This is a genomic window from Polaribacter irgensii 23-P (genome assembly GCF_000153225.1).
Taxonomy (GTDB): domain Bacteria; phylum Bacteroidota; class Bacteroidia; order Flavobacteriales; family Flavobacteriaceae; genus Polaribacter; species Polaribacter irgensii.
In genome coordinates this window covers 2684793-2705511 of sequence record NZ_CH724148.1, presented here as the reverse complement: position 1 = coordinate 2705511, position 20719 = coordinate 2684793, and the positions used below count along the sequence as shown (strand labels likewise).

Below are 20719 nucleotides of genomic sequence, written 5' to 3'. Positions count from 1 at the left end.
TTTATATTAAAAACCCTCAAGCTTCTGCTTGAGGGTTTTTAAGTTTATAAGTAGTCGTGTTTATAATGCCCCCCATTCTTTTAAAGAGGCAGTATTCATTTTGACATAATCTTCATTATTTGCAATTTTAGCATATTTTATAGATGCCTTCGCAGCAGAAATTGCAGTTTTAGTTTTTCCTGCTTTTGCATGAATTAGAGATTGTTGTCTTAAATACCAAAATTTAGGGGCGTCAGCGGTCATTTCAACAGCTTTGTCAATCCATACCTGTGCCATATTCATGTCTTTATCTGTTTGTAGGTAGTACACAGCTGCACCAAACATATCGTTAGCAGAAGGTCCGTTCATTACTTGGGTAATACTTTTTGAAACCATCATATCTGTGGGTGTTTCGAGTTTGAGCCCCACATACGTATTTTCCCACATAATCCCTAAAATTGCAGAACTGTTTGTTAAATTATCAAAACCAATGGTGAGTGTCTCAATATTCATAGTGAGGTTCTGAGTAGGAACATTTACTTGAGCAGCTACTTTTGTTCTATCCCAGTTTTCTGGGTTTCCCCAATTACCAGCATCTTTATATAAAATAATATCCCAGGTTTCCTTGCCAGGAATAGTATACAAAGCATAGGTCCCTTTTTCTAAAGAATTTCCATCGATGATGAAGTCCGTAGAAAACGTTAATTTGGTATTTTCATTTGCGCCTGTTCTCCATACTTTTCCATATGCTGCCAAATTGCCAAAGATGGTTCTGCCTTTCATGCTGGGTCTTGAATATTCTAATGTAATGTCTGTCAAACCAACTTTTTGTTCTATTTTTTGTCCAGGACTTGGTGCTGGAGTTTCAATTTGTGCGCTTGAAATTGAACTGATGCCAATTGCAAATAAGCATGCTATTATTTTTTTCATAAGATGTTGTTTTTTAATTAATATTCTCAAAATTAAGCTTTCATAAAACGATAAATGTTAACGATATCTTAAAGTAAAGCGCAGTATCTTTGTATTTCTTGTGGTTAGAAGGCTTTATTATTGCAGTCTAAAGACATTCGAATCTGACATCTAGGCTTAAAAAATATTTAAAATAATGTTGAAAATGAAAAAATATATTTCGGAATTTATAGGTACGTTTTCCATGATTTTTTGTGGTACTGGCGCTATGACGGTAAATGAAGTAACTGGTGGCGAAGTTACACATGTAGGAATTGCAATTACTTGGGGTTTGATTGTAATGGCGATGATTTATGCTTTTGGAGAAACTTCAGGAGCTCATTTTAATCCAGCGGTAACAATCGCTTTTGCTTTTGCCAAAAAGTTCTCTTGGAAGGAAGTACCGAGTTATATTATTGCGCAGCTTTTAGGTGCTTTTGCTGCGAGTATGGTCTTGTGGTACTTATTTCCAGGGAGTGAGACACTTGGAGCCACCATTCCTACTGTTGATGTTGGTAGGGCTTTTGTCTTAGAGTTGCTGCTTACTTTTTTCTTGATGGTTGTAATTATCAATGTATCTACTGGAAGTAAAGAAATAGGAATTATTGCAGGAATTGCCGTTGGAGCAGTGGTGCTTTTAGAAGCCATGTTTGCAGGGCCAATTACCAATGCTTCTATGAATCCAGTGCGTTCAATTGCGCCAAATGTTCTTTCTGGAAATACAGCAGGACTTTGGTTGTATATTGTGGCTCCAATATTAGGGGCAATACTTGCAGTAGTCTCTTGTAAACTAATAAAACACGACAATTGTTGTGATGAAGTAGCTTGCTAGTGCAGGTTTAAGTGTAATTTATTTTAAGAAATGAGAAATGTTAGTATTTTAGGTTGCGGCTGGTTGGGAGTTCCTTTGGCAATGTCGTTTTTAGAGGCTGGTTTTCAAGTCAAAGGTTCTACTACTTCAGAAAAAAAAATTAGTGATTTAGAGCTTTTGGGAATTGAAATGCATTTGTTGAATATTTCTGAATTCAAGGGGTTTGACACTTTTTTAGAAACAGATATTTTAATTATTGCAATTACGTCTAAAGATATCGACGCATTTAAAAATTTGATTTCTCAAATTCAGAATTCAGCCGTTCAGAAAGTTATTTTTATTAGCTCTACGTCTGTTTATGGGAGTTTGAATCGAGTCATGACGGAGGAAGATGCGGTCTTAATAAACCCACTCACAACCATTGAGAACCTATTTAGAGAAAATACTTTTTTTGAAACAACAATTCTTCGTTTTGCTGGGCTATTCGGAGGTGATCGACATCCTGCAAATTGGTTCAAAGACGGCCGAAAAATTTCACAGCCAGAAGGATTTGTAAACATGATTCATCGGGAAGATTGCATTGAAATAATTCATTTGATTATTGTTCAAAATTGTTGGGGTACGGTATTCAATGCTTGTGCTAATCACCATCCTACAAGAAGGGCATTTTATACAAATGCAAAGTTAAGTAGAGGTTTTAAAGCTCCAGAATTTGAAGAAAATCAAGAGTTCCAGTGGAAAATAGTTTCTGCTGAGAAAGTACAATTGCTACTCAATTATACTTTTATCCATGATAGCTTATTGACCCTAAAAGAGTGAGATACTGCTCTTGAATAAGGGGGCGCTTTTAAAAGTGCATGGAAATACATATTTCCTAAAAGATAGGATTTTTATTTTGAGGAACTCCAGTCTTCGTTTCAGAAAAGAAAGTACTGCGCTTTTATCGACAATAGTGTTTTTTAAGGCTTTATAAAGCCATATTTTCGTTTTCGTATGTATCTGAAACAAAGACCAAAAGCACCTAATATGGCCAGCGGTAAGAACACATTTAAAAATTGCCAAAAAAAGCGTTCTTTATAGGCTATTTGTTTATCCAACATGCGTATTTGTAAAGACCTATTTCTAAGATTTAACAAACCGATATCGTCTAATAAGTAGTCTACAGCATTTAATAAGAAGTCTTTATTTCCAAATTGTTGATTTGTCCATTTGTCACGGGACAAACTGTAAGGTTGCTCTTTTAGTATTTGATTCCTCCCAACATCACCGTCTGAAATAACAATCATTTTATTAAATTTAGATTGAATTTTAAAAAGGGAAGTTCCAAAGGGTTTTATTCTGTTGCTATAAGCAGAATTAAAGTTTCCGGATAAAAGCACCCCAAATAATTGATTTCCGCTGTTATAATCGCTTTCAACAACTTCTTCGGCAATTGCTTGTATTGCAATTATTTTTGGAGTCCCAACTTTCTGTGTTAAAGGGGAACTTACCAATAACGGAGTTTTAATAATGTTATTTTTTAAAGTATCTATTTGATTCGCAAATTGTAAACGCACGGGCAAAATATTTTTTGTGATGGGACTGTCGGGGTTGCCTTGCGCTAGTGGATGGTAGTACCAATCTAAATTTTTAAATTGTGCCTGTTTGCCAATGTTGCCTGTTGCCACTGGGATTTTTGCAGCATATAAATCCTTAATAATGCTATTGTTTATTCGAATTCCGTACGAAAATAGCAAGTCAGTAAGCCCAAGATCTATCGGGTATGCCAACATATTACCAGTATTTTCCAAATTATCTTGATCTGCTTGCACGTTGTCAAGCATCCACAATGTTTTCCCGCCGTTTACAATGAATTGATCGATAATAAATTTCTCTTTTTCTGTGAATTTTTCAGTTGGTTTTGCGATGATGGCCAGGTCAAAATTTGACAAGTTTTTTAAAGTTTGAGGCGCCGTTATGGAGTGGGCATCTAAAGAGAATTTTGCCAAGTTGTGTTTTTTTGCAACGGCACTTAAAAAGCTGTATTGGTATCGGTCCGTCAATTCTCCGTTTCCTGAGAGAATGGCTATATTTTTACGCTTTTTCTGTGTTACTGTTTGTATGGCACTTGAAAATTCATATTCTAAATTATCAATAGCTTTTTGCAGTTGTTCGTCTTGGGATGCCACAATAGAGGAGGGCAATAGTGAAACTAGGGTTGTTTTTTTTCCAAAGCTTATCTCTGCCCATGGGAAGATGATCGCTTCAGACATTTTACCATCTTCTTCTATGGTTAATTGACTCGGGAGCATTCCTTTTTTTATTAAGGCCGCTCGTTGGTTATCTGGGTTTTTAAAATTAATTTTAATTTTTTGATTTAAAGAGGCTAATTCTTCCAGATATTGTTTTGTTTCTGCTTGCAACCTTTTAAATTCTGACGGAAAATCACCTTCTAAATATACCTGAATAAAAAGGGTTTCATCCACTTGAGAAACAAGAGTTTTTGTCGTTTCAGAAAGGGTATATCTTTGGTCGGAAGTAAAGTCAAATCGTTTGTAATGGGAGTGACTGAGAATGTTTAAGATTAGTAAACTGACAATTAAAAGCGCTATTGTTTTTGTGTTTTTATTCGTTTCTAAATGCCTTTTAGTTAAGAATAAAAAGAAAGTGGTGATACTTACAAAATAGAGTAGGTCTCGCGTGTCTAAAACGCCAAGAGAAATACTTTTATAATGTGCATGAATACCAATTTGTTGCAGTACTGTATTTTGGTCCAAGGAGTTTGCAGCGCTATCGAAACCATAATACAAGACAAAAGTGCTCAAGACAGCAAGAATAAACGCTACAATTTGGTTTTTAGAGAGTATGGAAGTAAAGATACCAATTGCAGTATAGGTGCTAACTAAAAAAAACAAACCGATATAAGAACCTAGGGTGCTTGCGAAGTCAAGATTTCCAATTGGATTGCCCAATTGTGATACGGTAAATGCGTAGGTAAGTGTTGGAATGATCGCTGTTAAGACTAAAAGAAGTACAGCTGCAAATTTCTCCAAAACAATGTGCCAGTGGGATATTGGTTTTGTCTTTAAAAGTTCGATGGTTCCTGTGCTATACTCCTCTGCAAAACTTTTCATGGTGATTGCAGGAATGAGAAATAAAAAGATCCAAGGTGCTAAAGAGAAAAAAGCGTTTAAATCTGCAAAGCCGGCATTTAATATGTTAAAATCGTTTTTAAAAATCCATAAAAATAAACCGTTCAGTAACAAGAATACACCAATTACTAAATACGCAATAGCACTTGCAAAAAACGAGTTGAATTCTTTTTTTAAAATGGCAAACATTTCTATTATTTTAACGGTGTACTTTTTTCTTGAAGGTTTCTTTATTTTCTATCGAGTAATATCCAGCACTTTTTAATTGTTATGTAAGGCAGGGTTTTCAAGGCGATAAATCCTATTATTTTCAAAGCCAACATCGCTTCTTTCTATCTGGAGTTTAAAAGCGTGTTTCTGTAACAACGCAATAGAGGCACTATTATTTTTATCGGTAAAAGCTTCGATCGTTTTTAAATTCATTTTTTGAGAAGTGAATTCTAAGACTTTTTGAAAAGCCTCACTCATAAAGCCTCTTTCTTGGAAGTTGGGATGCAGATCATACCCAATTTCCGCATACTTTTCTTCAATATTAAAATTTTGTAAACCAATACTTCCTATGATTTCATTGTTTTCTTTAGTAGCAAGACCCCAAAAGATACCGACAGCTTTTTGCGATAAGTTTGTTGTGAAATCGACAAAAGCTCTTGCCTCAGAAAGGTTATTTAGGAGTTTTCGGGTAATAAAAGTATTCACTTCTTTGTTGGTTCTAAGTCCAAAAATTGCTTTTGCGTCGGAGATTTTTAATGCTCGTAGGACTAATCTTTCTGATGTCAACTCAGGAAAAGGACTAAAATCTAAGTTCATGTATTGTTTTTAAATTTACGGTAAACATACTTTTTTGTCAACACTCCAAGCTTCTGGTTTGGCATTAAACATTACCTTGATTTTTGTCCATACCCCTGTAAATAATTCAGATTTTCGGTATTGTTCTAAGTCATCGGTTGTATTCCAGTAAGAATAGGTAAAAAAAATTTCGGGATTATTTTTGTCTTGATAGAGCTCTAACAATTGACAGCCTTTAGAGGCGCTGATCGCTTTCTTTTTTTCTTCAAAGATTGCTGAAAAGGTTGTGATATATTCTTGATGAAATTGCATCTTTACAATTCGTACAAACATATGTTAGTTTAAGATGGTGAATTCTGGATCTGGTGCATTCGTAAAGTCAATGGTGACGGTATCTCTGTATTCTAATCCTAGCAAGGAGCAAGCGCCGCCGACTGTTTTTAAATTACTTCTGTATATTGCAATTTCGATGTAAGAAGCGGAGTTGAAAAGGGCCAGCTTATGTCCTTCATATTGTTGATTGCTATAGGTCTTGTTGCTGACTACCTCGTTATATTTTGTGAATATTTTAGAAAAAGAATGCTTCTTTGCACTCATTTTAAAGTTTCTTCCTTTTCCAATTTCTACGAACATTTTTTTGCTAATATTGGTAATTACATTTCCATAATTATCGATGGAAACAATGCCTCCTATGATTTGATTTTGTTTTTGATTTGTCTTGGGTTGAATTTCTGTAATTTTTTTAAAATCCTTAATTTCTTTGCCAATTACCGTTAAGTTTCCCCCTCTGGCGATAAAACAAGCCACTTGCACAAAAACATCTAAAACTGGAAAGCTACTTTCGACTCTGTCGTGAATATTAATTTCTACTATTTTGCTCGGTTTTATTTCTGAGGTAATCATCGATACAATACCATTGTCTGGGCATACAAAAAAATGACCATCTAGTTCTAAAGCAATGTGTCTGTGTTCTTCGCTTAATTCAGAATCTACTCCAACAATATGTATGGTTCCCTTTGGAAAGCTCTTGTAGGAGTTTTTTAGAACATAGGCAGTTTCAGTAATATTGAACGGAGATATTTCATGGGTTATGTCTACAATTTTAGCATCGGCAAGTTCTGTGTAGATGGCTCCTTTTACAGCACCAACAAAGTGATCTTTTGTTCCGAAATCTGTGGTTAAAGTGATTAGTGCCATGGATTCATTACTGTGGATTAAGGGTGTAAACTTTTACAAACATTTAACGCAAATCTAATCAATTTAGAAATTTAATTCGTTATTTTTATTTGAAATAAACTTGGTATTAATCTATAAAAAACAAACATTTGAACGAACGCGTTATAGCATTAGAAGAAATCAATCCAACAGACTTTTTTGGAGCGCAAAATAGTACCATTGAACAGCTTAAAAAATACTTTCCTAAAATTAAAATTGTTGCACGAGGGTCTCAGTTAAAGATTTATGGAGCAGCAGATCTCTTAGATGAATTTGAAATTCGCGTTGAGCGCCTCATAAAATACTACAATCGCTACAACAAGCTAGATGAAAATAGTATCGAACAGATTTTGACCTCCACGGGGAATGAAGAAAAGTCATCAGCCTCTAAAAACATAAAAGATGTTTTGGTGCACGGTGTCAACGGGAAGTTGATAAAGCCGCTAACATCAAATCAACGTAAAATGGTAACGTTGATGGGTAAAAATGACATGCTGTTTGCAGTGGGGCCAGCTGGAACGGGCAAGACATATACTGCGGTTGCATTGGCAGTAAAAGCGCTGAAAGAGAAAGAAGTTCGGAAAATTATATTGACAAGACCTGCTGTGGAATCTGGTGAAAACTTAGGGTTTTTACCAGGAGATTTGAAGGAAAAATTAGATCCCTATATGCAGCCTCTGTACGATGCATTAAGAGACATGATTCCGCATGAAAGGTTAGAGTCGCATATAGAGAAAGGCATCATACAAATTGCTCCTTTGGCTTTTATGCGCGGCAGAACTTTAGACAATGCTTTTGTTATTTTAGATGAAGCGCAGAATACGACGCACAACCAGATGAAGATGTTTCTAACACGAATGGGTAAAAGTGCAAAATTCATTATTACCGGAGATCCAGGCCAGATTGACCTGCCAAGAAAGCAGGTTTCGGGCTTAAAAGAGTCTTTATTGGTTTTAAAAGATGTAGAAGGAATAGCACAGGTATATCTCGATGATAAAGATGTGGTACGCCATAAGTTGGTAAAGCGCATCTTGAGCGCTTACAAAAGCATAGAAACAGAATAGTAAGTTGTTTTTAGTTGTTGGTTTATAGTCTTTAGACTATTTTTGCCTTCGACAACAAAGAACCAACAACTAACAACACGGTATTCATGAATACAATTAATGAAACTAATTTTAAGTTTCCCAATCAAAAGTCAGTTTACAGAGGCAAGGTCAGAGAGGTGTACAATATTAATGATTCACTTTTAGTGATGGTTGCAACCGATCGTCTTTCTGCTTTTGATGTTATTTTACCGAAACAAATTCCGTTTAAAGGTCAAATATTAAATCAGATTGCAACAAGAATGATGAATGATACAGCAGCGATCGTTCCAAACTGGTTGTTGGCAAATCCAGATGAAAATGTTGCAGTGGGCCAATTGTGCACTCCTTTTAAAGTAGAGATGGTAATTCGTGGTTATATGTCTGGTCATGCGGCCAGAGAATATGCCGCAGGAAAAAGAATGCTTTGTGGCGTTCCAATGCCAGAGGGATTGAAAGAAAATGATCAATTTCCGTTCCCAATAATTACGCCTTCTACAAAAGCAGATAATGGCGATCATGACGAGGATATTTCAAGGGAAGCGATTTTAGCACAAGGAATTGTTATTGAAGCTGATTATCTTATTTTGGAGAACTACACCCGCGCCTTATTTACAAAAGGCACTGAAATTGCCGCAAAAAGGGGGCTTATTTTAGTAGATACGAAATACGAATTTGGGAAGACAAACGAAGGTGAAATTGTGTTGATAGATGAGATACACACACCAGATTCTTCTCGTTATTTTTATGCGGAAGGGTACCAAGAAAGACAAAATACAGGTGGATCTCAAAAACAATTGTCAAAGGAATTTGTAAGACAGTGGTTGATAGAAAACGGATTTCAAGGGCTAGAGGGACAAAAAATACCCGAAATGTCTGATGCTAAAATCATCGAAATTTCTAACAGATATATAGAGTTATACGAACAAATTGTTGGAGAACCTTTTGTAAAGGCAGCAACAGAAAATGTGTTGGATAGAATTGAAAAGAATATCAACTCTTTTCTATCAAACTAAAAAAATAAGTATTATGATTATAGAACCAAGAACGAGAGGATTTATCTGTCTAACTTCGCATCCAACGGGGTGTGAGCAAAACGTGATCAATCAAATAGCACATATTACATCCAAAGGAAAAATTGACGGCGCTAAAAAAGTACTTGTATTAGGCGCTTCTACCGGTTTTGGATTGGCATCAAGAATTACAAGTGCCTTTGGGTCGGAAGCAGCAACAATTGGTGTTTTCTTTGACAAGCAACCAACAGTAGGAAGACCAGGTTCTCCTGGATATTACAACACTGCCGCTTTTGAAAAGCATGCACATGCTGCAGGTTTGTACGCAAAAAGCGTGAATGGAGATGCTTTTTCAAATGAAATAAAGGACCAGGTAGTGCAATTGATTAAAGAGGATCTTGGCCAGATTGATTTGGTCATTTATAGTTTGGCATCGCCAGTAAGAACACATCCAAACACTGGAAAAAGATTCAAGTCGGTATTGAAACCTATTGGAGAAGTTTTTACAAATAAAACCGTGGATTTCCATACAGGGGCGGTCTCAGAAATTTCTATAAACCCTGCGGAAGGAGACGATATTGAAAATACGGTTACCGTAATGGGAGGTGAAGATTGGAAAATGTGGATGGATGCTTTACAAGCTGAAAATTTACTTTCTGAGGGAGCTATCACAGTTGCATACTCATATATAGGTCCAGACGTTACTAGACCTGTATACAGAAATGGAACGATAGGTGCTGCTAAAGATCATTTAGAAGCTACTGCTTTTGCTATTACAGATGATTTAAAGTCGATTGGAGGAAAGGCTTATGTTTCTGTGAACAAAGCATTAGTGACACAAGCTAGTTCTGCAATTCCAGTCATTCCTTTATACATTTCTTTATTGTATAAGATTATGAAAGCCAAAGGAATTCACGAGGGCTGTATTGAACAAATGCAACGTTTGTTTAGCCAGCGTTTGTTTGGAGGTGATTTAGCGCTGGACGAAAAAGGAAGAATTAGAGTAGATGATTGGGAAATGCGCGCAGATGTACAAGCAGAAATTGCGGAACTTTGGAAAAAAGCAACTTCAGAGAATCTTCCAGAGATTGGAGATTTGCAAGGGTACAGCGACGAGTTTTTTAGCTTATTTGGTTTTAAAGTGTTGGGAGTAGATTATGACGCAGATGTAAACGAAGTGGTTGTAATTCCGAGTGAACAATAATTTTAAGAACCTACAAGTCGGAACTATTTTAAAAAAAACAGTTCCGACTTGTAGTATAGATATCAGAATTTGAAAGCAGTCACGATCAAACAACTCAAAGATGAATTATCTCATAAATCGACTTTAGATTTAAAGGAGTTGTGTTTGCATTTGGCGCGCTTTAAGAAGGAAAATAAGGAGTTACTGACCTATTTGTTGTTTGAATCTCAAGATGAAGAAACATATATTCAGACGATAAAAGAAGAGGTATCTATTCAATTCTCTGAAATCAATACAAATAGTTTTTTTTACATTAGAAAAAGTACGCGAAAGATTTTAACAGCGATAAAAAAACACATTCGCTATTCAAAAAAAAAGGAAACAGAAACAGAGTTATTACTCTATTTTTGTAAACAGTTGAAAGAATTTAATCCCTCTATAAGTCGAAGTACCCGACTTCAAAGTATTTTTGATACGCAGGTGCGCATGATTAAAAAAGCAATTGAAAAGTTACATGAAGATTTGCAATATGATTTTCAGTTAGAACTCGATGAATTATTAGAAAATGAATAAAGAAAGACCCATTTTACAAGATTTAATTAAAGAGAATATGTCTGCAGTTGAGTTGTTTCAAAATCAAACATTGCGGCCGATTATTAAGATGCAACACGATTTGTTGATTTCCGCTTTTAAAAATTATATCGCTAAAAGAAAAATAGATTTTTTGAGTCTTACAGCCCAGAAACAGCGCAGTAAAACAAAAGCAATTTTCGTAAAAGATATCAATTATAAAAACCTGACTTTAGGAATGATTATTGGTTCTTTTTCGGCGGATGAATTTGCGCATTACAGTACAACTTCTTCAGAATATAACAAAAGAATTATACAAATTGTAATTCAAAGAATGCAAGACAGTTTGGCGGAGATCGTGTAAGGAAAAAAGATGTTTTTATACAACAGCTATTTTTTTAGTTTCCTACGTAGCCTTGTTTTTTTTGGCTAGAAGTTGCTTTTGGTATTTTCCTTGTACGATGTCTACAAGAATTAAGATAGCCAATACAAAATAAAAAGTTGTGTTACTCATGGGCACAATTTCGTTTCCAAAAGATGGAGATGTGCTTAATGACCACCTTCGGTCACTAGCATAATGCCAACAATAAATAAGATAAACAGTCCGAGAACTTCATACATTCTACTTTTTGTTAAAAATACGGAGATTCTATCTGCCAGCAGAAGCATTAATAGTCCACTGATGATAATCGCAATTGCCATTACAATAAATGCTATCGTTGCGTTTTCGATTTCATTTATCAGTCCAATTGCAGCTAGGATAGAGTCAAAAGAAAAGACTAAATTCATCAAAACGATGCTGGTAATTGCAGCATTTGATGACTTTTTGTTTTCAGAATCTGCGATGTGATGGTGCTCTAAATCTACAGCGCTAATCATATGCCAAATTTCCTTGATAGCCGTATAAATTATAAAACCTCTTCCTAACAACACAATGATGCTGTGTCCATTAAAAGCAAATTATACAATGTTTTTAATGTATCCTGTTAAAAAAGAAAAGGGCTCTTGGAAAAAATCAATGATAGACACAAGTTTAAACAGGAGCACAATGCGCAATACAATTGCAATTAAAATTCCGTTTTTCCTTACTTTTTTTTGAGCTTCTTCAGGTGCTTTTTTTGATTCTAAAGAAATATACAGTAAGTTATCGAAGCTAAGAACAGCTTGCAGTAAAATCAACATGATCAGTGTGAAAATAATTTCTAACAGATCTCTTTATTGTTTTGCTATTTTTAGAACTCAATTATATTTGAATTGTTGAAATTGTGCAATTTTTAATAGGTGCGTTTAAAGAAAAGATAAGAAGCACACGCAATGGTTAGCGGTTGAGTTTTTTTTAGTTTCAATACTTGCTAAAAAAGATATTTCCATAAAATGCGAAGCGCAACAAAAGCAATGAGTAGTGCTGTTGCTCTTTTGAGTTGAACAGGCGTGTAGTATGTATTGCGAATTCTCCCGCCAATTTGTCCGCCAATAAAAACCGTAACTAATAAAATAGCAGTTAGGTTTCCATCTAAATAAAAGTCAGGATTCGCATATTGACCGAATACGCCAGCCAATGAATTTACTAAAATAAAGACACTGGCAGTTGCTGCTATCTTTTTTGGACTGTCCCAGTTTGTGAGGTGTAATAATGGGGCTAAAAAAATACCACCGCCAATACCTACCATTCCAGAAATAAAACCAATAACACCGCCTAAGCCAATATTTTTCAATGGTCTTGAAGGGGCATGTTCGTTTTTTGAAAGGATAATTTGTTTTAAAAGCCACATAGAACTTGCGGCAAACAGAAGGGTGCTTCCTAATAAAATAAAAAAGAATTGTTGATTTATTTTCACATATCCACCGAGGAAGGCAAAGGGAACACTGCAAAGCACTAAAGGAAAGATTTTTCTCCAATTTATCTGTTTCTGTTGGGAGAAGAAGAAAACATTGCTAGAAACCACAACGATATTGCAGAGTAAAGCCGTTGCTCTTATTTGTGTAAAGACAATACCTGTAAACGCTAAAATTGCCAAGTAACTAGAACCTCCGCCAAAACCGATCGTTGCATATAAAATTGCCACAATAAAAAACAGTAAAATTACAGCCCAATTATTTAAAATTGATTCAAAAATGATTTGAATATCCATAAAGCAAATATAATTTTCTATTTTTAAAAATTATTAGAATCAACGAAACTAATTATGAGTAATTACCACATCAAACATTTAGAGGAATATTATCAAGTATATCGGAAGTCTATAAGAGAACCTGAGAATTTTTGGGAAGAAATTGCGGAAGAGCACTTTGTGTGGCGCAAGAAATGGAATTCTGTTTTGGAGTGGGATTTTAAAATACCGGAAGTAAAATGGTTTTCAGGTGCAAAATTAAATATTACAGAAAACTGCATCGATAGGCATTTGGCAACAAGAGGAGATAAAACCGCTATTTTATTTGAGCCTAATGATCCGAAGGAAGCAGCAGAGCACATTAGCTATACAGAGCTTTCTAAACGTGTCAATCAGTTTGCAAATGTTTTAAAAGATAAAGGCATTCAAAAAGGAGACCGGGTTTGTATTTATGTTCCCATGATTCCAGAATTAGCCATTGCAACTTTGGCATGTGCAAGAATTGGAGCCATTCACTCTGTTGTGTTTGCAGGTTTTTCAGCTGTGGCGCTGGCCACAAGAATAAATGATTCAGATTGCAAGATGGTGATTACCAGTGATGGTTCGTATCGGGGTGCAAAAATCATCGATTTAAAAGGTATTGTAGACGAGGCTTTAGAGCATTGTCCTGGCGTATCCACTGTTTTGGTAGCAAAGAGAATTCATTCAGAAATTTATATGAAAGAAGGTCGTGATCAGTGGTTGCAACCTTTGTTAGACACTGCCTCGAATGTATGTGAAGCAGAAATAATGGACGCAGAAGATCCGTTATTTATTTTATACACTTCAGGTTCAACAGGGACGCCAAAAGGAATGGTACACACCACTGCAGGGTACATGGTGTACACTGCCTATACTTTCAAAAATGCTTTTCAATACAAAGAAAATGATGTGTATTGGTGCACGGCTGATATCGGCTGGATTACAGGGCACAGTTATATTGTTTACGGACCATTAGCAAATGGTGCCACGACCCTTCTGTTTGAAGGCGTTCCAAGTTATCCTGATTTTGGACGTTTCTGGGAAATTGTAGAAAAGCACAAGGTGAGTCAATTTTATACAGCACCCACCGCAATTAGAGCTTTGGCAAAGCACGGCACTGAAGTTGTAGATGCTTACGACCTTTCTTCCTTAAAGGTTTTAGGCTCCGTAGGGGAGCCAATAAATGAAGAAGCTTGGCATTGGTATAACGACAATATTGGAAAGAAGAAAAGTCCGATTATAGATACCTGGTGGCAAACAGAAACAGGAGGGATGATGATTACTCCAATTCCATATGTTACGCCTACAAAACCAACCTATGCAACCTTGCCTTTTATTGGCATTCAACCCGCGATTGTGGATGAAAAAGGAAACGAGTTATCGGGAAATCAAGTAGAGGGACGACTGTGTATTAAATTTCCATGGCCAAGTATTGCAAGAACTATTTGGGGAAACCACCAAAGGTATAAAGAAACCTATTTTTCAGCATATAAAAACATGTACTTTACAGGAGATGGTGCATTGAGAGATGAGGTAGGGTATTACCGAATAACGGGTAGGGTAGACGATGTAATTATTGTTTCTGGGCACAATTTAGGTACGGCGCCAATAGAAGATGCTATTAACGAACATCCCGCGGTTGCAGAATCTGCAATCGTAGGTTTTCCGCACGATATTAAAGGAAGTGCATTGTATGGGTATATTACACTAAAAGATATCGGAGAAAGCAGGAGCCAAGATAATTTGCGAAAGGAGATCAACCAATTGATTACAGATCGTATTGGTCCGATAGCCAAGTTGGATAAAATTCAGTTTTCAGAGGGATTGCCAAAAACGCGTTCCGGAAAAATTATGCGCCGTATTTTGCGTAAAATTGCCTGCAATGAAATGGATAATTTAGGCGATGTTTCTACCTTGTTAAATCCTGAGGTTGTGCAGAGTATCATTGACAATCGTTTGTAGAGGTGTTTAAGTATAATAATCTGTTGAGAACGTTATTGCTGTCACAAATATTGTAGCTTTTTATCGCACATATTTTATAGCAGCACATAATTGACAATTTTTTGTAAAAATGTCAGAATTCTTTTGATTGGCATGTATATTGATTTGTAATTTAAAGTAATTTTAAACTACATCATGCAACATTTAAAAGAGACAAAACAAGATAAAAAGAAACCAAAAATTTCAATTCTTAAAGCGTTTAAAACAATTATTTGGCCAAAACGGAAATTGGTATTTATAGGCTTGATATTAATTGTATTGAGCAGGCTTTCAAGTTTAGTGGCACCTTTAAAAATAAAAGAATTATTAGATGAGGTCATTCCTAATAAAGATTATGAGGCTTTGTATGCCTTATTGTTGGTTGTTGGAGCGGCAATATTGCTGCAATCGGTAACTTCCTTTTTATTGACGCGTATTTTAAGTGTACAAGCACAATATTTAATATCAGAATTAAGAGCACAAGTTCAAAAGAAAGTACTGTCTTTGCCCATTCGTTTTTTTGACAATACAAAATCTGGCGCATTGGTTTCTAGAATTATGACCGATGTAGAGGGCGTTCGGAATCTAATTGGTACGGGTTTAGTGCAGTTAGTAGGAGGTACAATAACGGCGATAATTTCTATGTTTTTGTTAATTAAAATTAGTCCTTCCATGACCTTTTTTGTGCTCGTTCCTATCGCAGTTTTTGGGGTAGTTGCTTTAAAGGCCTTTAAATACATTCGTCCGATTTTTAGAAATCGAGGGGTAATTAATGCGGAAGTAAACGGAAGATTGGTAGAAACCTTGTCTGGAGTGCGGGTGATTAAAGCTTTTAATGCAGAAGCGCAGGAAAACGAAACTTTTGAAAAAGGTGTAGATAAATTATTTCAGAATGTAAAAAAGAGTTTGACAGCAACTGCAATTATGACAAGCTCTGCAACTTTTCTGTTAGGGATTGCTTCTACGGGAATTATGGGAATTGGTGGTTATAAAATTATGTCAGGTGAACTGACGTTTGGGGATTTCTTATCGTTTACTTTTCTATTGGGCTTAATGATTGCTCCGATCTTACAAATGAGTAATATCGGAAGTCAATTGACAGAAGCGTTGGCTGGTTTAGATCGAACCGAAGAGCTTATGAACATGCCAGCTGAAGAAGATGATGAAAATAGAACAATAAATTTAAAAACGATTCAGGGAGAAATTATTTTCGACAATGTTTGTTTTTCATATGAGGCAGGAAAAGAGGTGTTGAACAATATTAGTTTTCAAGTTCCCGCAGGATCGGTAACCGCATTGGTTGGTAGTTCTGGTTCTGGGAAATCTACAATTGCTGGGTTGTCAGCTACCTTTTTAAATCCAGAATCAGGTAAAATAACCATCGACAATCAGGACATTGCGCAAGTAAAACTCTCGAGTTACCGAAAGCATTTAGGAGTTGTATTGCAAGATGAATTTTTATTTGAGGGAACCATTAGAGAAAATATTTTATTTCCAAGGCCAGATGCAACTGAGCAAGAACTGCAAAGTGCAGTGAAAGCTGCCTATGTAAACGAGTTTACAGATCGATTTGATGACGGGTTGGATACATTGATAGGAGAGCGTGGCGTAAAGCTCTCTGGAGGACAGCGGCAAAGATTGGCAATTGCAAGAGCAATTTTAGCCGATCCAAAAATTATAATCCTAGATGAAGCAACTTCTAGTTTAGATACTGAAAGTGAGTCTTTAATTCAGCAAAGTTTGTCAAAATTGGTGAAAGACAGAACTACGATTGTGATTGCGCACAGATTGAGCACGATAAAACAGGCAGATCAGATTCTAGTAGTAGAGGCAGGTAGTATTGTAGAAAGAGGAACCCATGACGAGTTGATTGCAGCTGCTGGGCGGTATTTTGATTTATTCACCTATCAATCAAAAATATAAAGGGTCTTCTTTTTGTAAGTAGTGCTTTTATAAGCGACCTAGAATATTAAACAGACTCAAGAAATGAAAAAGGTACTTTTATTAGCCTGCATAATTATTGCATTCTCTTGTAAAAAAGAAACTACAAAGGCAGCTGAGAATAAGTTTTCAATAGCAGGAGCGCCCAATGCATTCCCAATTGAGCTTGGCAAGGTTTTTAAAAAGCACGGGAGCTTGAATGCTTGGAAGGAAGCACAAACACTTTCCTTTAATAAAGGAGAGGAAGTGCACATAGCAGATCTAAGGTCTCGAAAAACAGTGGTGACTGCGCCTAATTATTCTATGGGTTTTGACGGCAGAATTGTTTGGCTAGACGAGCTTGAAAAGGGAATGTATAAAGGAAACCCTGCTTTTTACTACAATTTATATTTTTATTTTTATGCAATGCCCTTTGTATTGGCAGACAATGGGATCAGATACGAGAAAGTGTCAGACTTGTCGTTTGAAGGGGTGCAATATCCTGGATACAAAATTTCATATAAGGGGAACATTGGATCTTCTCCAGATGACAATTATATCGTGTATTACCATCCAGAAACCTTTCAGATGGAGTGGTTGAAATACACGGTTACGTTTAATTCTAAAGAAGTAAATACAGAATATCACTTGATCAAGTATGATGTATGGGAAAATACAGGAGGTTTGGTATTGCCAAGCGAAATAACTTGGTATCAAATGGATGCTCGCGGGATGCCTTCAGAAGCTGCAAGAGCTCCTGTGAAATTTACATTTCCATTGATTAGTAAAGCAAAACTAGCAAACTCTTTTTTTGAAAAACCAGTGGGTGTTCAAAAGTAATTTGTACGTATTCTGAATAACTGTGTCTATCCCTTAGAAGCTTACTTGTTCTCTATGGAGCGTGTACTCATGCTAAATGCTTTATGATTTTATCATAAACAGCAGCATAATAGCCATGAAACTGAGGCAATAAGACGTTTTTAAAGTTATTTGTTTTTTTTAAAACGTCAAGATCCCACAATTCTAAACCGTCAACTTCTTCCTTTTGCATGGTTAAAGAAGCAATATCAACTTTTAATTCTGCAATAAAAACATGATGGTGCTCGTTGTCTTGAATTCCGTTTTTGTGCTTTACTTGATGAATTCTAGTCGCAATTTTAAACAAGTCTTCATTTTCTAGCTTTAAACCGATTTCTTCTAAAATTTCTCTTTTTGCGCCTTCTAAAACGGCTTCCCCTGCGCCAATATGTCCCGCAACAGAAATATCCCAAATGCCTGGAAATACCTTTTTAGTGAGGGCTCTTTTTTGCAGTAGTACTTTTTTATCGGATGTAAAGAACCAAATATGTGCTGTAGCATGAAACCACCCGTTCTTATGTGCTTCCGATTTTAAGGCCGTTTTTCCAGTTGGTTGGCCGTCAGGAGTCAATATATCTATAAGTTCATCCATTTTAAAGGCAAGATAAAATACAATTGGTTAGTTTTTTAAAGTCTTCTTTTGTATTGTATAAATGACAAGAGAGACGAATATAATTTCCTCTAAAAGAGATAAAAATTTGTTCTTTTAGTAACTCTTTTTTTAACTGTTCAACATCTAATTTACTGGGCAATTCTACGCCAAATAAATGATGGGAACGAAAATTACTATCTTCAATAAAACAGCCATTTTCTTTTAATGTAATTATTGCTTCAGAAGTAATTTCTTGGCAATATGCATGAATCCTTTCGGGTATCCAAATCAAAATTTGCTTCAGCGCTTCAATTTGCATTTTTATATAAATAAAACTTGCGTGTTCTCCTGTAGAATATCTATTTGCTAAAGGTTTGTATTGCGGCTCATAAGTAGCTAGATTGCCCATGTTTTCGCTATTCAATCGATTGGACCAGTTCTCTTCAATTGGACTTCCGTTATCGAAGTATTCTCCAAAATATGCATAGCCACAACCATAAGGTCCAAACAACCATTTATAGCCAGCACAAATTAATGCATCTGGTTTTATTTCTTTCACAGAAAAAGGCAATACGCCTACGGATTGACTCCCGTCAACAATTAGTAAAGCTTTGTATTTTGTTGTTTTTCTTCTAACGGACTTTAGATCAAATAAGGTTCCATTAGCCCAGTGAATATTTCCTAAAGTAACAACAGCAGTCGCGTCAGAGATCGATTCTAAAATAGCCTTATTCCAGTTTTCACCTCTGTTTAATTTTGAATCAGGCATGGAAACTATTTTAACTTTTGCACCAAATTTCTTTGCTAATTTTTCCCAGACATAATAATTACTAGGAAATTGTGCGTCAATTAGAAGAATCTCATCGTTCTTTTTTAAGGTGATATTATTAGCTACGGTTGCAAACCCGTAAGAGGCGGAAGGAATATTTGCAATTCTGTTATAATCAAAAACATCAACGAGCTCTGCAAAGAGTTTCTTTACCTCTTTTACAGGTTCGAAATAACTGTTTCCAATAATTTTATAGGGATGGCTTTTTTCTAAAACACCTTCAATTCCTGCTTTTTCGATTGCTTTGAAAGAGGGTGATTGACTTGCAATATTTAAATACGTTATTTCTTCTGGTACACTAAAGAGATGTTTTTGGTTGTTTAGTTTCATTAATTACGAAATAATTACGTTGAGCGTTCTGCTCTTTGTCATGAAGCATACTATAAGTAAAAAGTACATCGAGAACATTAAATGCAAACGTTCTCGATGTACTTTTTTCTGTCTTTAACGTTTACTTAAACCGACAGTATCTAATAAGTTTACTATTCAAAATAAGAGAAAGTCTCTCCGCCTTTGATATTCAATAGTGTTTCATAGATCATTTTAATTACATTTTCTACATCTTCTCGATGTACCATTTCTACAGTGGTGTGCATGTATCTTAATGGCAACGAGATTAACGCAGAGGCAACACCGCCATTGCTATATGCAAACGCATCTGTATCCGTTCCTGTTGCTCTCGACAACGCAGAGCGCTGAAAAGGAATTTTATTTGCTTCTGCAGTTTCTGTAATTAAATCTCTCAATTTTTGTTGTACGGCTGGTGCATATGCAATTACGGGTCCTTTTCCTAATTCTAAAAGTCCTGCTTTTTTGACATCGATCATTGGGGTTGTAGTGTCATGGGTAACATCGGTAACAATAGCAACATTAGGCTTTATAGTTTGTGTAATCATTTCAGCTCCACGCAGTCCAATTTCTTCCTGAACAGAATTTGTGATGTACAATCCAAAAGGCAATTCCTTTTTATTTTCTTTCAACAAGCGAGCGACCTCGGCAATCATAAAACCTCCCATTCTGTTGTCCAAAGCTCTGCAAACAAACTTATCTCCGTTTAAGATGTGAAATTCATCTGGATAGGTAATGACACATCCTACGTGCACGCCTAACTTCTCAACCTCTGATTTTGTGGCACATCCTGTATCGATAAAAATATTTTCTGGTTTTGGAGCTTCTTCATGCGCTTTGTCTCGTGTATGAATTGCTGGCCATCCAAAAACACCTTTTACAATGCCTTTTTTAGTATGAATATTCACGATTTTACTGGGTGCAATCTGATGATCTGAACCCCCATTTCTAATCACGTATATCAATCCATTATCAGAAATATAATTTACATACCAAGAAATCTCATCTGCATGTCCTTCAATAACTACTTTGTATTTTGCTTCTGGGTTGATCACACCAACAGCAGATCCATAGGTATCTGTAATAAAAGTATCAACATACGGTTTTAGGTATTCCATCCAAATTTTTTGACCTTCCCACTCGTATCCTGTAGGAGCAGCATTATTCAAATATTTTTCTAAAAATGAAAGCGATTCTTTATTTAGTATTGTTTTTTTTGCCATTGTATTTTTTGTAAAATTGATTAATTGCTTCAATTGCGTAAAATTAAAGCGATTTTTTGTGATTTCTATTAAAAAAATCACAAAAAAATGTAACAAAAGAGCTTACTTTTGTACTTATT

The 20719-nt window shown here is 35.7% G+C and carries 19 protein-coding genes and 1 pseudogene; 10 read left to right on the top strand and 10 right to left on the bottom strand.

Annotated features, from left to right (window positions below; translation table 11 throughout):
- Positions 1 to 60: 60 nt before the first annotated feature.
- Complete coding sequence (locus PI23P_RS12005; RefSeq protein WP_004571148.1) at positions 61 to 909, bottom strand: DUF2911 domain-containing protein; 849 nt, start codon at positions 907 to 909, stop codon at positions 61 to 63.
- Between the two features lie 175 nt (positions 910 to 1084).
- Here PI23P_RS12005 and PI23P_RS12000 point away from each other — a divergent pair, with 175 nt between their 5' ends.
- Both PI23P_RS12000 and PI23P_RS11995 read left to right on the top strand, forming a co-directional pair.
- Positions 1085 to 1759 carry an MIP/aquaporin family protein gene (locus PI23P_RS12000; protein WP_004571147.1) on the top strand — a complete coding sequence of 225 codons (675 nt, stop codon included), beginning with the start codon at positions 1085 to 1087 and terminating at the stop codon, positions 1757 to 1759.
- A 30-nt stretch (positions 1760 to 1789) separates the two neighbouring features.
- Positions 1790 to 2557, top strand: a complete 768-nt coding sequence (locus tag PI23P_RS11995) for a Rossmann-fold NAD(P)-binding domain-containing protein (protein WP_004571146.1) — start codon at positions 1790 to 1792, stop codon at positions 2555 to 2557.
- A gap of 140 nt (positions 2558 to 2697) precedes the next feature.
- Here the strand turns inward: PI23P_RS11995 and gldG are convergent, their stop codons facing one another.
- The 4 genes from gldG to PI23P_RS11975 all read right to left on the bottom strand — a co-directional run bounded on the left by gldG (position 2698) and on the right by PI23P_RS11975 (position 6852).
- Positions 2698 to 5058, bottom strand: a complete 2361-nt coding sequence (gldG, locus tag PI23P_RS11990) for a gliding motility-associated ABC transporter substrate-binding protein GldG (RefSeq protein WP_018942490.1) — start codon at positions 5056 to 5058, stop codon at positions 2698 to 2700.
- 72 nt (positions 5059 to 5130) lie between these two features.
- Entirely contained in the window at positions 5131 to 5676 is a 546-nt protein-coding gene (locus tag PI23P_RS11985; RefSeq protein ID WP_004571142.1) for a GNAT family N-acetyltransferase, read from the bottom strand.
- A 15-nt stretch (positions 5677 to 5691) separates the two neighbouring features.
- Positions 5692 to 5988: a putative quinol monooxygenase gene (locus PI23P_RS11980; protein WP_026288482.1), complete on the bottom strand. Its 297-nt coding sequence runs from the start codon at positions 5986 to 5988 to the stop codon at positions 5692 to 5694.
- Between the two features lie 3 nt (positions 5989 to 5991).
- Positions 5992 to 6852, bottom strand: coding sequence for an SAM hydrolase/SAM-dependent halogenase family protein (locus PI23P_RS11975; RefSeq protein ID WP_004571140.1), 861 nt, complete (start codon positions 6850 to 6852; stop codon positions 5992 to 5994).
- 128 nt (positions 6853 to 6980) lie between these two features.
- Here PI23P_RS11975 and PI23P_RS11970 point away from each other — a divergent pair, with 128 nt between their 5' ends.
- The 5 genes from PI23P_RS11970 (at position 6981) to PI23P_RS11950 (ending at position 11082) form a co-directional block, all read left to right on the top strand.
- Positions 6981 to 7934 (top strand): PhoH family protein, encoded by a 954-nt coding sequence (locus PI23P_RS11970; protein WP_004571139.1) that lies wholly within the window; start codon positions 6981 to 6983, stop codon positions 7932 to 7934.
- An 86-nt stretch (positions 7935 to 8020) separates the two neighbouring features.
- On the top strand, positions 8021 to 8968 hold the full coding sequence (locus PI23P_RS11965) for a phosphoribosylaminoimidazolesuccinocarboxamide synthase (RefSeq protein WP_004571138.1): 948 nt from the start codon (positions 8021 to 8023) through the stop codon (positions 8966 to 8968).
- 13 nt (positions 8969 to 8981) lie between these two features.
- A complete protein-coding gene (gene fabV, locus PI23P_RS11960) occupies positions 8982 to 10169 on the top strand; it encodes an enoyl-ACP reductase FabV (protein ID WP_026288483.1) in 1188 nt (395 codons plus the stop codon).
- 69 nt (positions 10170 to 10238) lie between these two features.
- Positions 10239 to 10721: a hypothetical protein gene (locus PI23P_RS11955; RefSeq protein ID WP_004571136.1), complete on the top strand. Its 483-nt coding sequence runs from the start codon at positions 10239 to 10241 to the stop codon at positions 10719 to 10721.
- The gene (locus PI23P_RS11950; protein ID WP_004571135.1) at positions 10714 to 11082 is read left to right on the top strand and encodes a hypothetical protein; all 369 of its coding nucleotides are present in this window, start codon (positions 10714 to 10716) and stop codon (positions 11080 to 11082) included. Before PI23P_RS11955 ends, PI23P_RS11950 begins: the two co-directional genes overlap by 8 nt.
- A 185-nt stretch (positions 11083 to 11267) precedes the next feature.
- Here the strand turns inward: PI23P_RS11950 and PI23P_RS12810 are convergent.
- Positions 11268 to 11900 (bottom strand): annotated as a pseudogene (locus PI23P_RS12810) (TerC family protein).
- A gap of 170 nt (positions 11901 to 12070) precedes the next feature.
- On the bottom strand, positions 12071 to 12850 hold the full coding sequence (locus PI23P_RS11935) for a sulfite exporter TauE/SafE family protein (protein WP_004571131.1): 780 nt from the start codon (positions 12848 to 12850) through the stop codon (positions 12071 to 12073).
- A 54-nt stretch (positions 12851 to 12904) separates the two neighbouring features.
- Here PI23P_RS11935 and acs point away from each other — a divergent pair, with 54 nt between their 5' ends.
- The 3 genes from acs to PI23P_RS11920 all read left to right on the top strand — a co-directional run bounded on the left by acs (position 12905) and on the right by PI23P_RS11920 (position 17590).
- Positions 12905 to 14812 (top strand): acetate--CoA ligase, encoded by a 1908-nt coding sequence (acs, locus tag PI23P_RS11930; RefSeq protein ID WP_004571130.1) that lies wholly within the window; start codon positions 12905 to 12907, stop codon positions 14810 to 14812.
- Positions 14813 to 14986: 174 nt separating this feature from the next.
- Positions 14987 to 16753, top strand: a complete 1767-nt coding sequence (locus PI23P_RS11925; RefSeq protein ID WP_004571129.1) for an ABC transporter ATP-binding protein — start codon at positions 14987 to 14989, stop codon at positions 16751 to 16753.
- Positions 16754 to 16816: 63 nt separating this feature from the next.
- Complete coding sequence (locus tag PI23P_RS11920) at positions 16817 to 17590, top strand: DUF6503 family protein (RefSeq protein WP_004571128.1); 774 nt, start codon at positions 16817 to 16819, stop codon at positions 17588 to 17590.
- Positions 17591 to 17657: 67 nt separating this feature from the next.
- Here PI23P_RS11920 and PI23P_RS11915 read toward each other — a convergent pair whose 3' ends face one another.
- The 3 genes from PI23P_RS11915 to PI23P_RS11905 all read right to left on the bottom strand — a co-directional run bounded on the left by PI23P_RS11915 (position 17658) and on the right by PI23P_RS11905 (position 20600).
- The gene (locus tag PI23P_RS11915) at positions 17658 to 18200 is read right to left on the bottom strand and encodes an NUDIX hydrolase (protein ID WP_004571127.1); all 543 of its coding nucleotides are present in this window, start codon (positions 18198 to 18200) and stop codon (positions 17658 to 17660) included.
- Position 18201: 1 nt separating this feature from the next.
- A complete protein-coding gene (locus PI23P_RS11910; RefSeq protein WP_004571126.1) occupies positions 18202 to 19359 on the bottom strand; it encodes an aminotransferase class V-fold PLP-dependent enzyme in 1158 nt (385 codons plus the stop codon).
- Positions 19360 to 19511: 152 nt separating this feature from the next.
- Positions 19512 to 20600 (bottom strand): M42 family metallopeptidase, encoded by a 1089-nt coding sequence (locus tag PI23P_RS11905; protein ID WP_026288484.1) that lies wholly within the window; start codon positions 20598 to 20600, stop codon positions 19512 to 19514.
- Between the last annotated feature and the right edge of the window lie 119 nt (positions 20601 to 20719).

What these genes read in the sequence shown, in the direction of transcription:
- PI23P_RS11915 (WP_004571127.1), bottom strand. Translation starts at nt 18,200, where the DNA reads ATGGATGAACTTATAGATATATTGACTCCTGACGGCCAACCAACTGGA.
- PI23P_RS11950 (WP_004571135.1), top strand. Translation starts at nt 10,714, where the DNA reads ATGAATAAAGAAAGACCCATTTTACAAGATTTAATTAAAGAGAATATG.
- PI23P_RS11985 (WP_004571142.1), bottom strand. Translation starts at nt 5,676, where the DNA reads ATGAACTTAGATTTTAGTCCTTTTCCTGAGTTGACATCAGAAAGATTA.
- PI23P_RS11965 (WP_004571138.1), top strand. Translation starts at nt 8,021, where the DNA reads ATGAATACAATTAATGAAACTAATTTTAAGTTTCCCAATCAAAAGTCA.
- PI23P_RS11905 (WP_026288484.1), bottom strand. Translation starts at nt 20,600, where the DNA reads ATGGCAAAAAAAACAATACTAAATAAAGAATCGCTTTCATTTTTAGAA.
- gldG (WP_018942490.1), bottom strand. Translation starts at nt 5,058, where the DNA reads ATGTTTGCCATTTTAAAAAAAGAATTCAACTCGTTTTTTGCAAGTGCT.
- fabV (WP_026288483.1), top strand. Translation starts at nt 8,982, where the DNA reads ATGATTATAGAACCAAGAACGAGAGGATTTATCTGTCTAACTTCGCAT.
- PI23P_RS12005 (WP_004571148.1), bottom strand. Translation starts at nt 909, where the DNA reads ATGAAAAAAATAATAGCATGCTTATTTGCAATTGGCATCAGTTCAATT.
- PI23P_RS12000 (WP_004571147.1), top strand. Translation starts at nt 1,085, where the DNA reads ATGTTGAAAATGAAAAAATATATTTCGGAATTTATAGGTACGTTTTCC.
- PI23P_RS11910 (WP_004571126.1), bottom strand. Translation starts at nt 19,359, where the DNA reads ATGAAACTAAACAACCAAAAACATCTCTTTAGTGTACCAGAAGAAATA.
- acs (WP_004571130.1), top strand. Translation starts at nt 12,905, where the DNA reads ATGAGTAATTACCACATCAAACATTTAGAGGAATATTATCAAGTATAT.
- PI23P_RS11935 (WP_004571131.1), bottom strand. Translation starts at nt 12,850, where the DNA reads ATGGATATTCAAATCATTTTTGAATCAATTTTAAATAATTGGGCTGTA.
- PI23P_RS11925 (WP_004571129.1), top strand. Translation starts at nt 14,987, where the DNA reads ATGCAACATTTAAAAGAGACAAAACAAGATAAAAAGAAACCAAAAATT.
- PI23P_RS11995 (WP_004571146.1), top strand. Translation starts at nt 1,790, where the DNA reads ATGAGAAATGTTAGTATTTTAGGTTGCGGCTGGTTGGGAGTTCCTTTG.
- PI23P_RS11980 (WP_026288482.1), bottom strand. Translation starts at nt 5,988, where the DNA reads ATGTTTGTACGAATTGTAAAGATGCAATTTCATCAAGAATATATCACA.
- PI23P_RS11975 (WP_004571140.1), bottom strand. Translation starts at nt 6,852, where the DNA reads ATGGCACTAATCACTTTAACCACAGATTTCGGAACAAAAGATCACTTT.
- PI23P_RS11920 (WP_004571128.1), top strand. Translation starts at nt 16,817, where the DNA reads ATGAAAAAGGTACTTTTATTAGCCTGCATAATTATTGCATTCTCTTGT.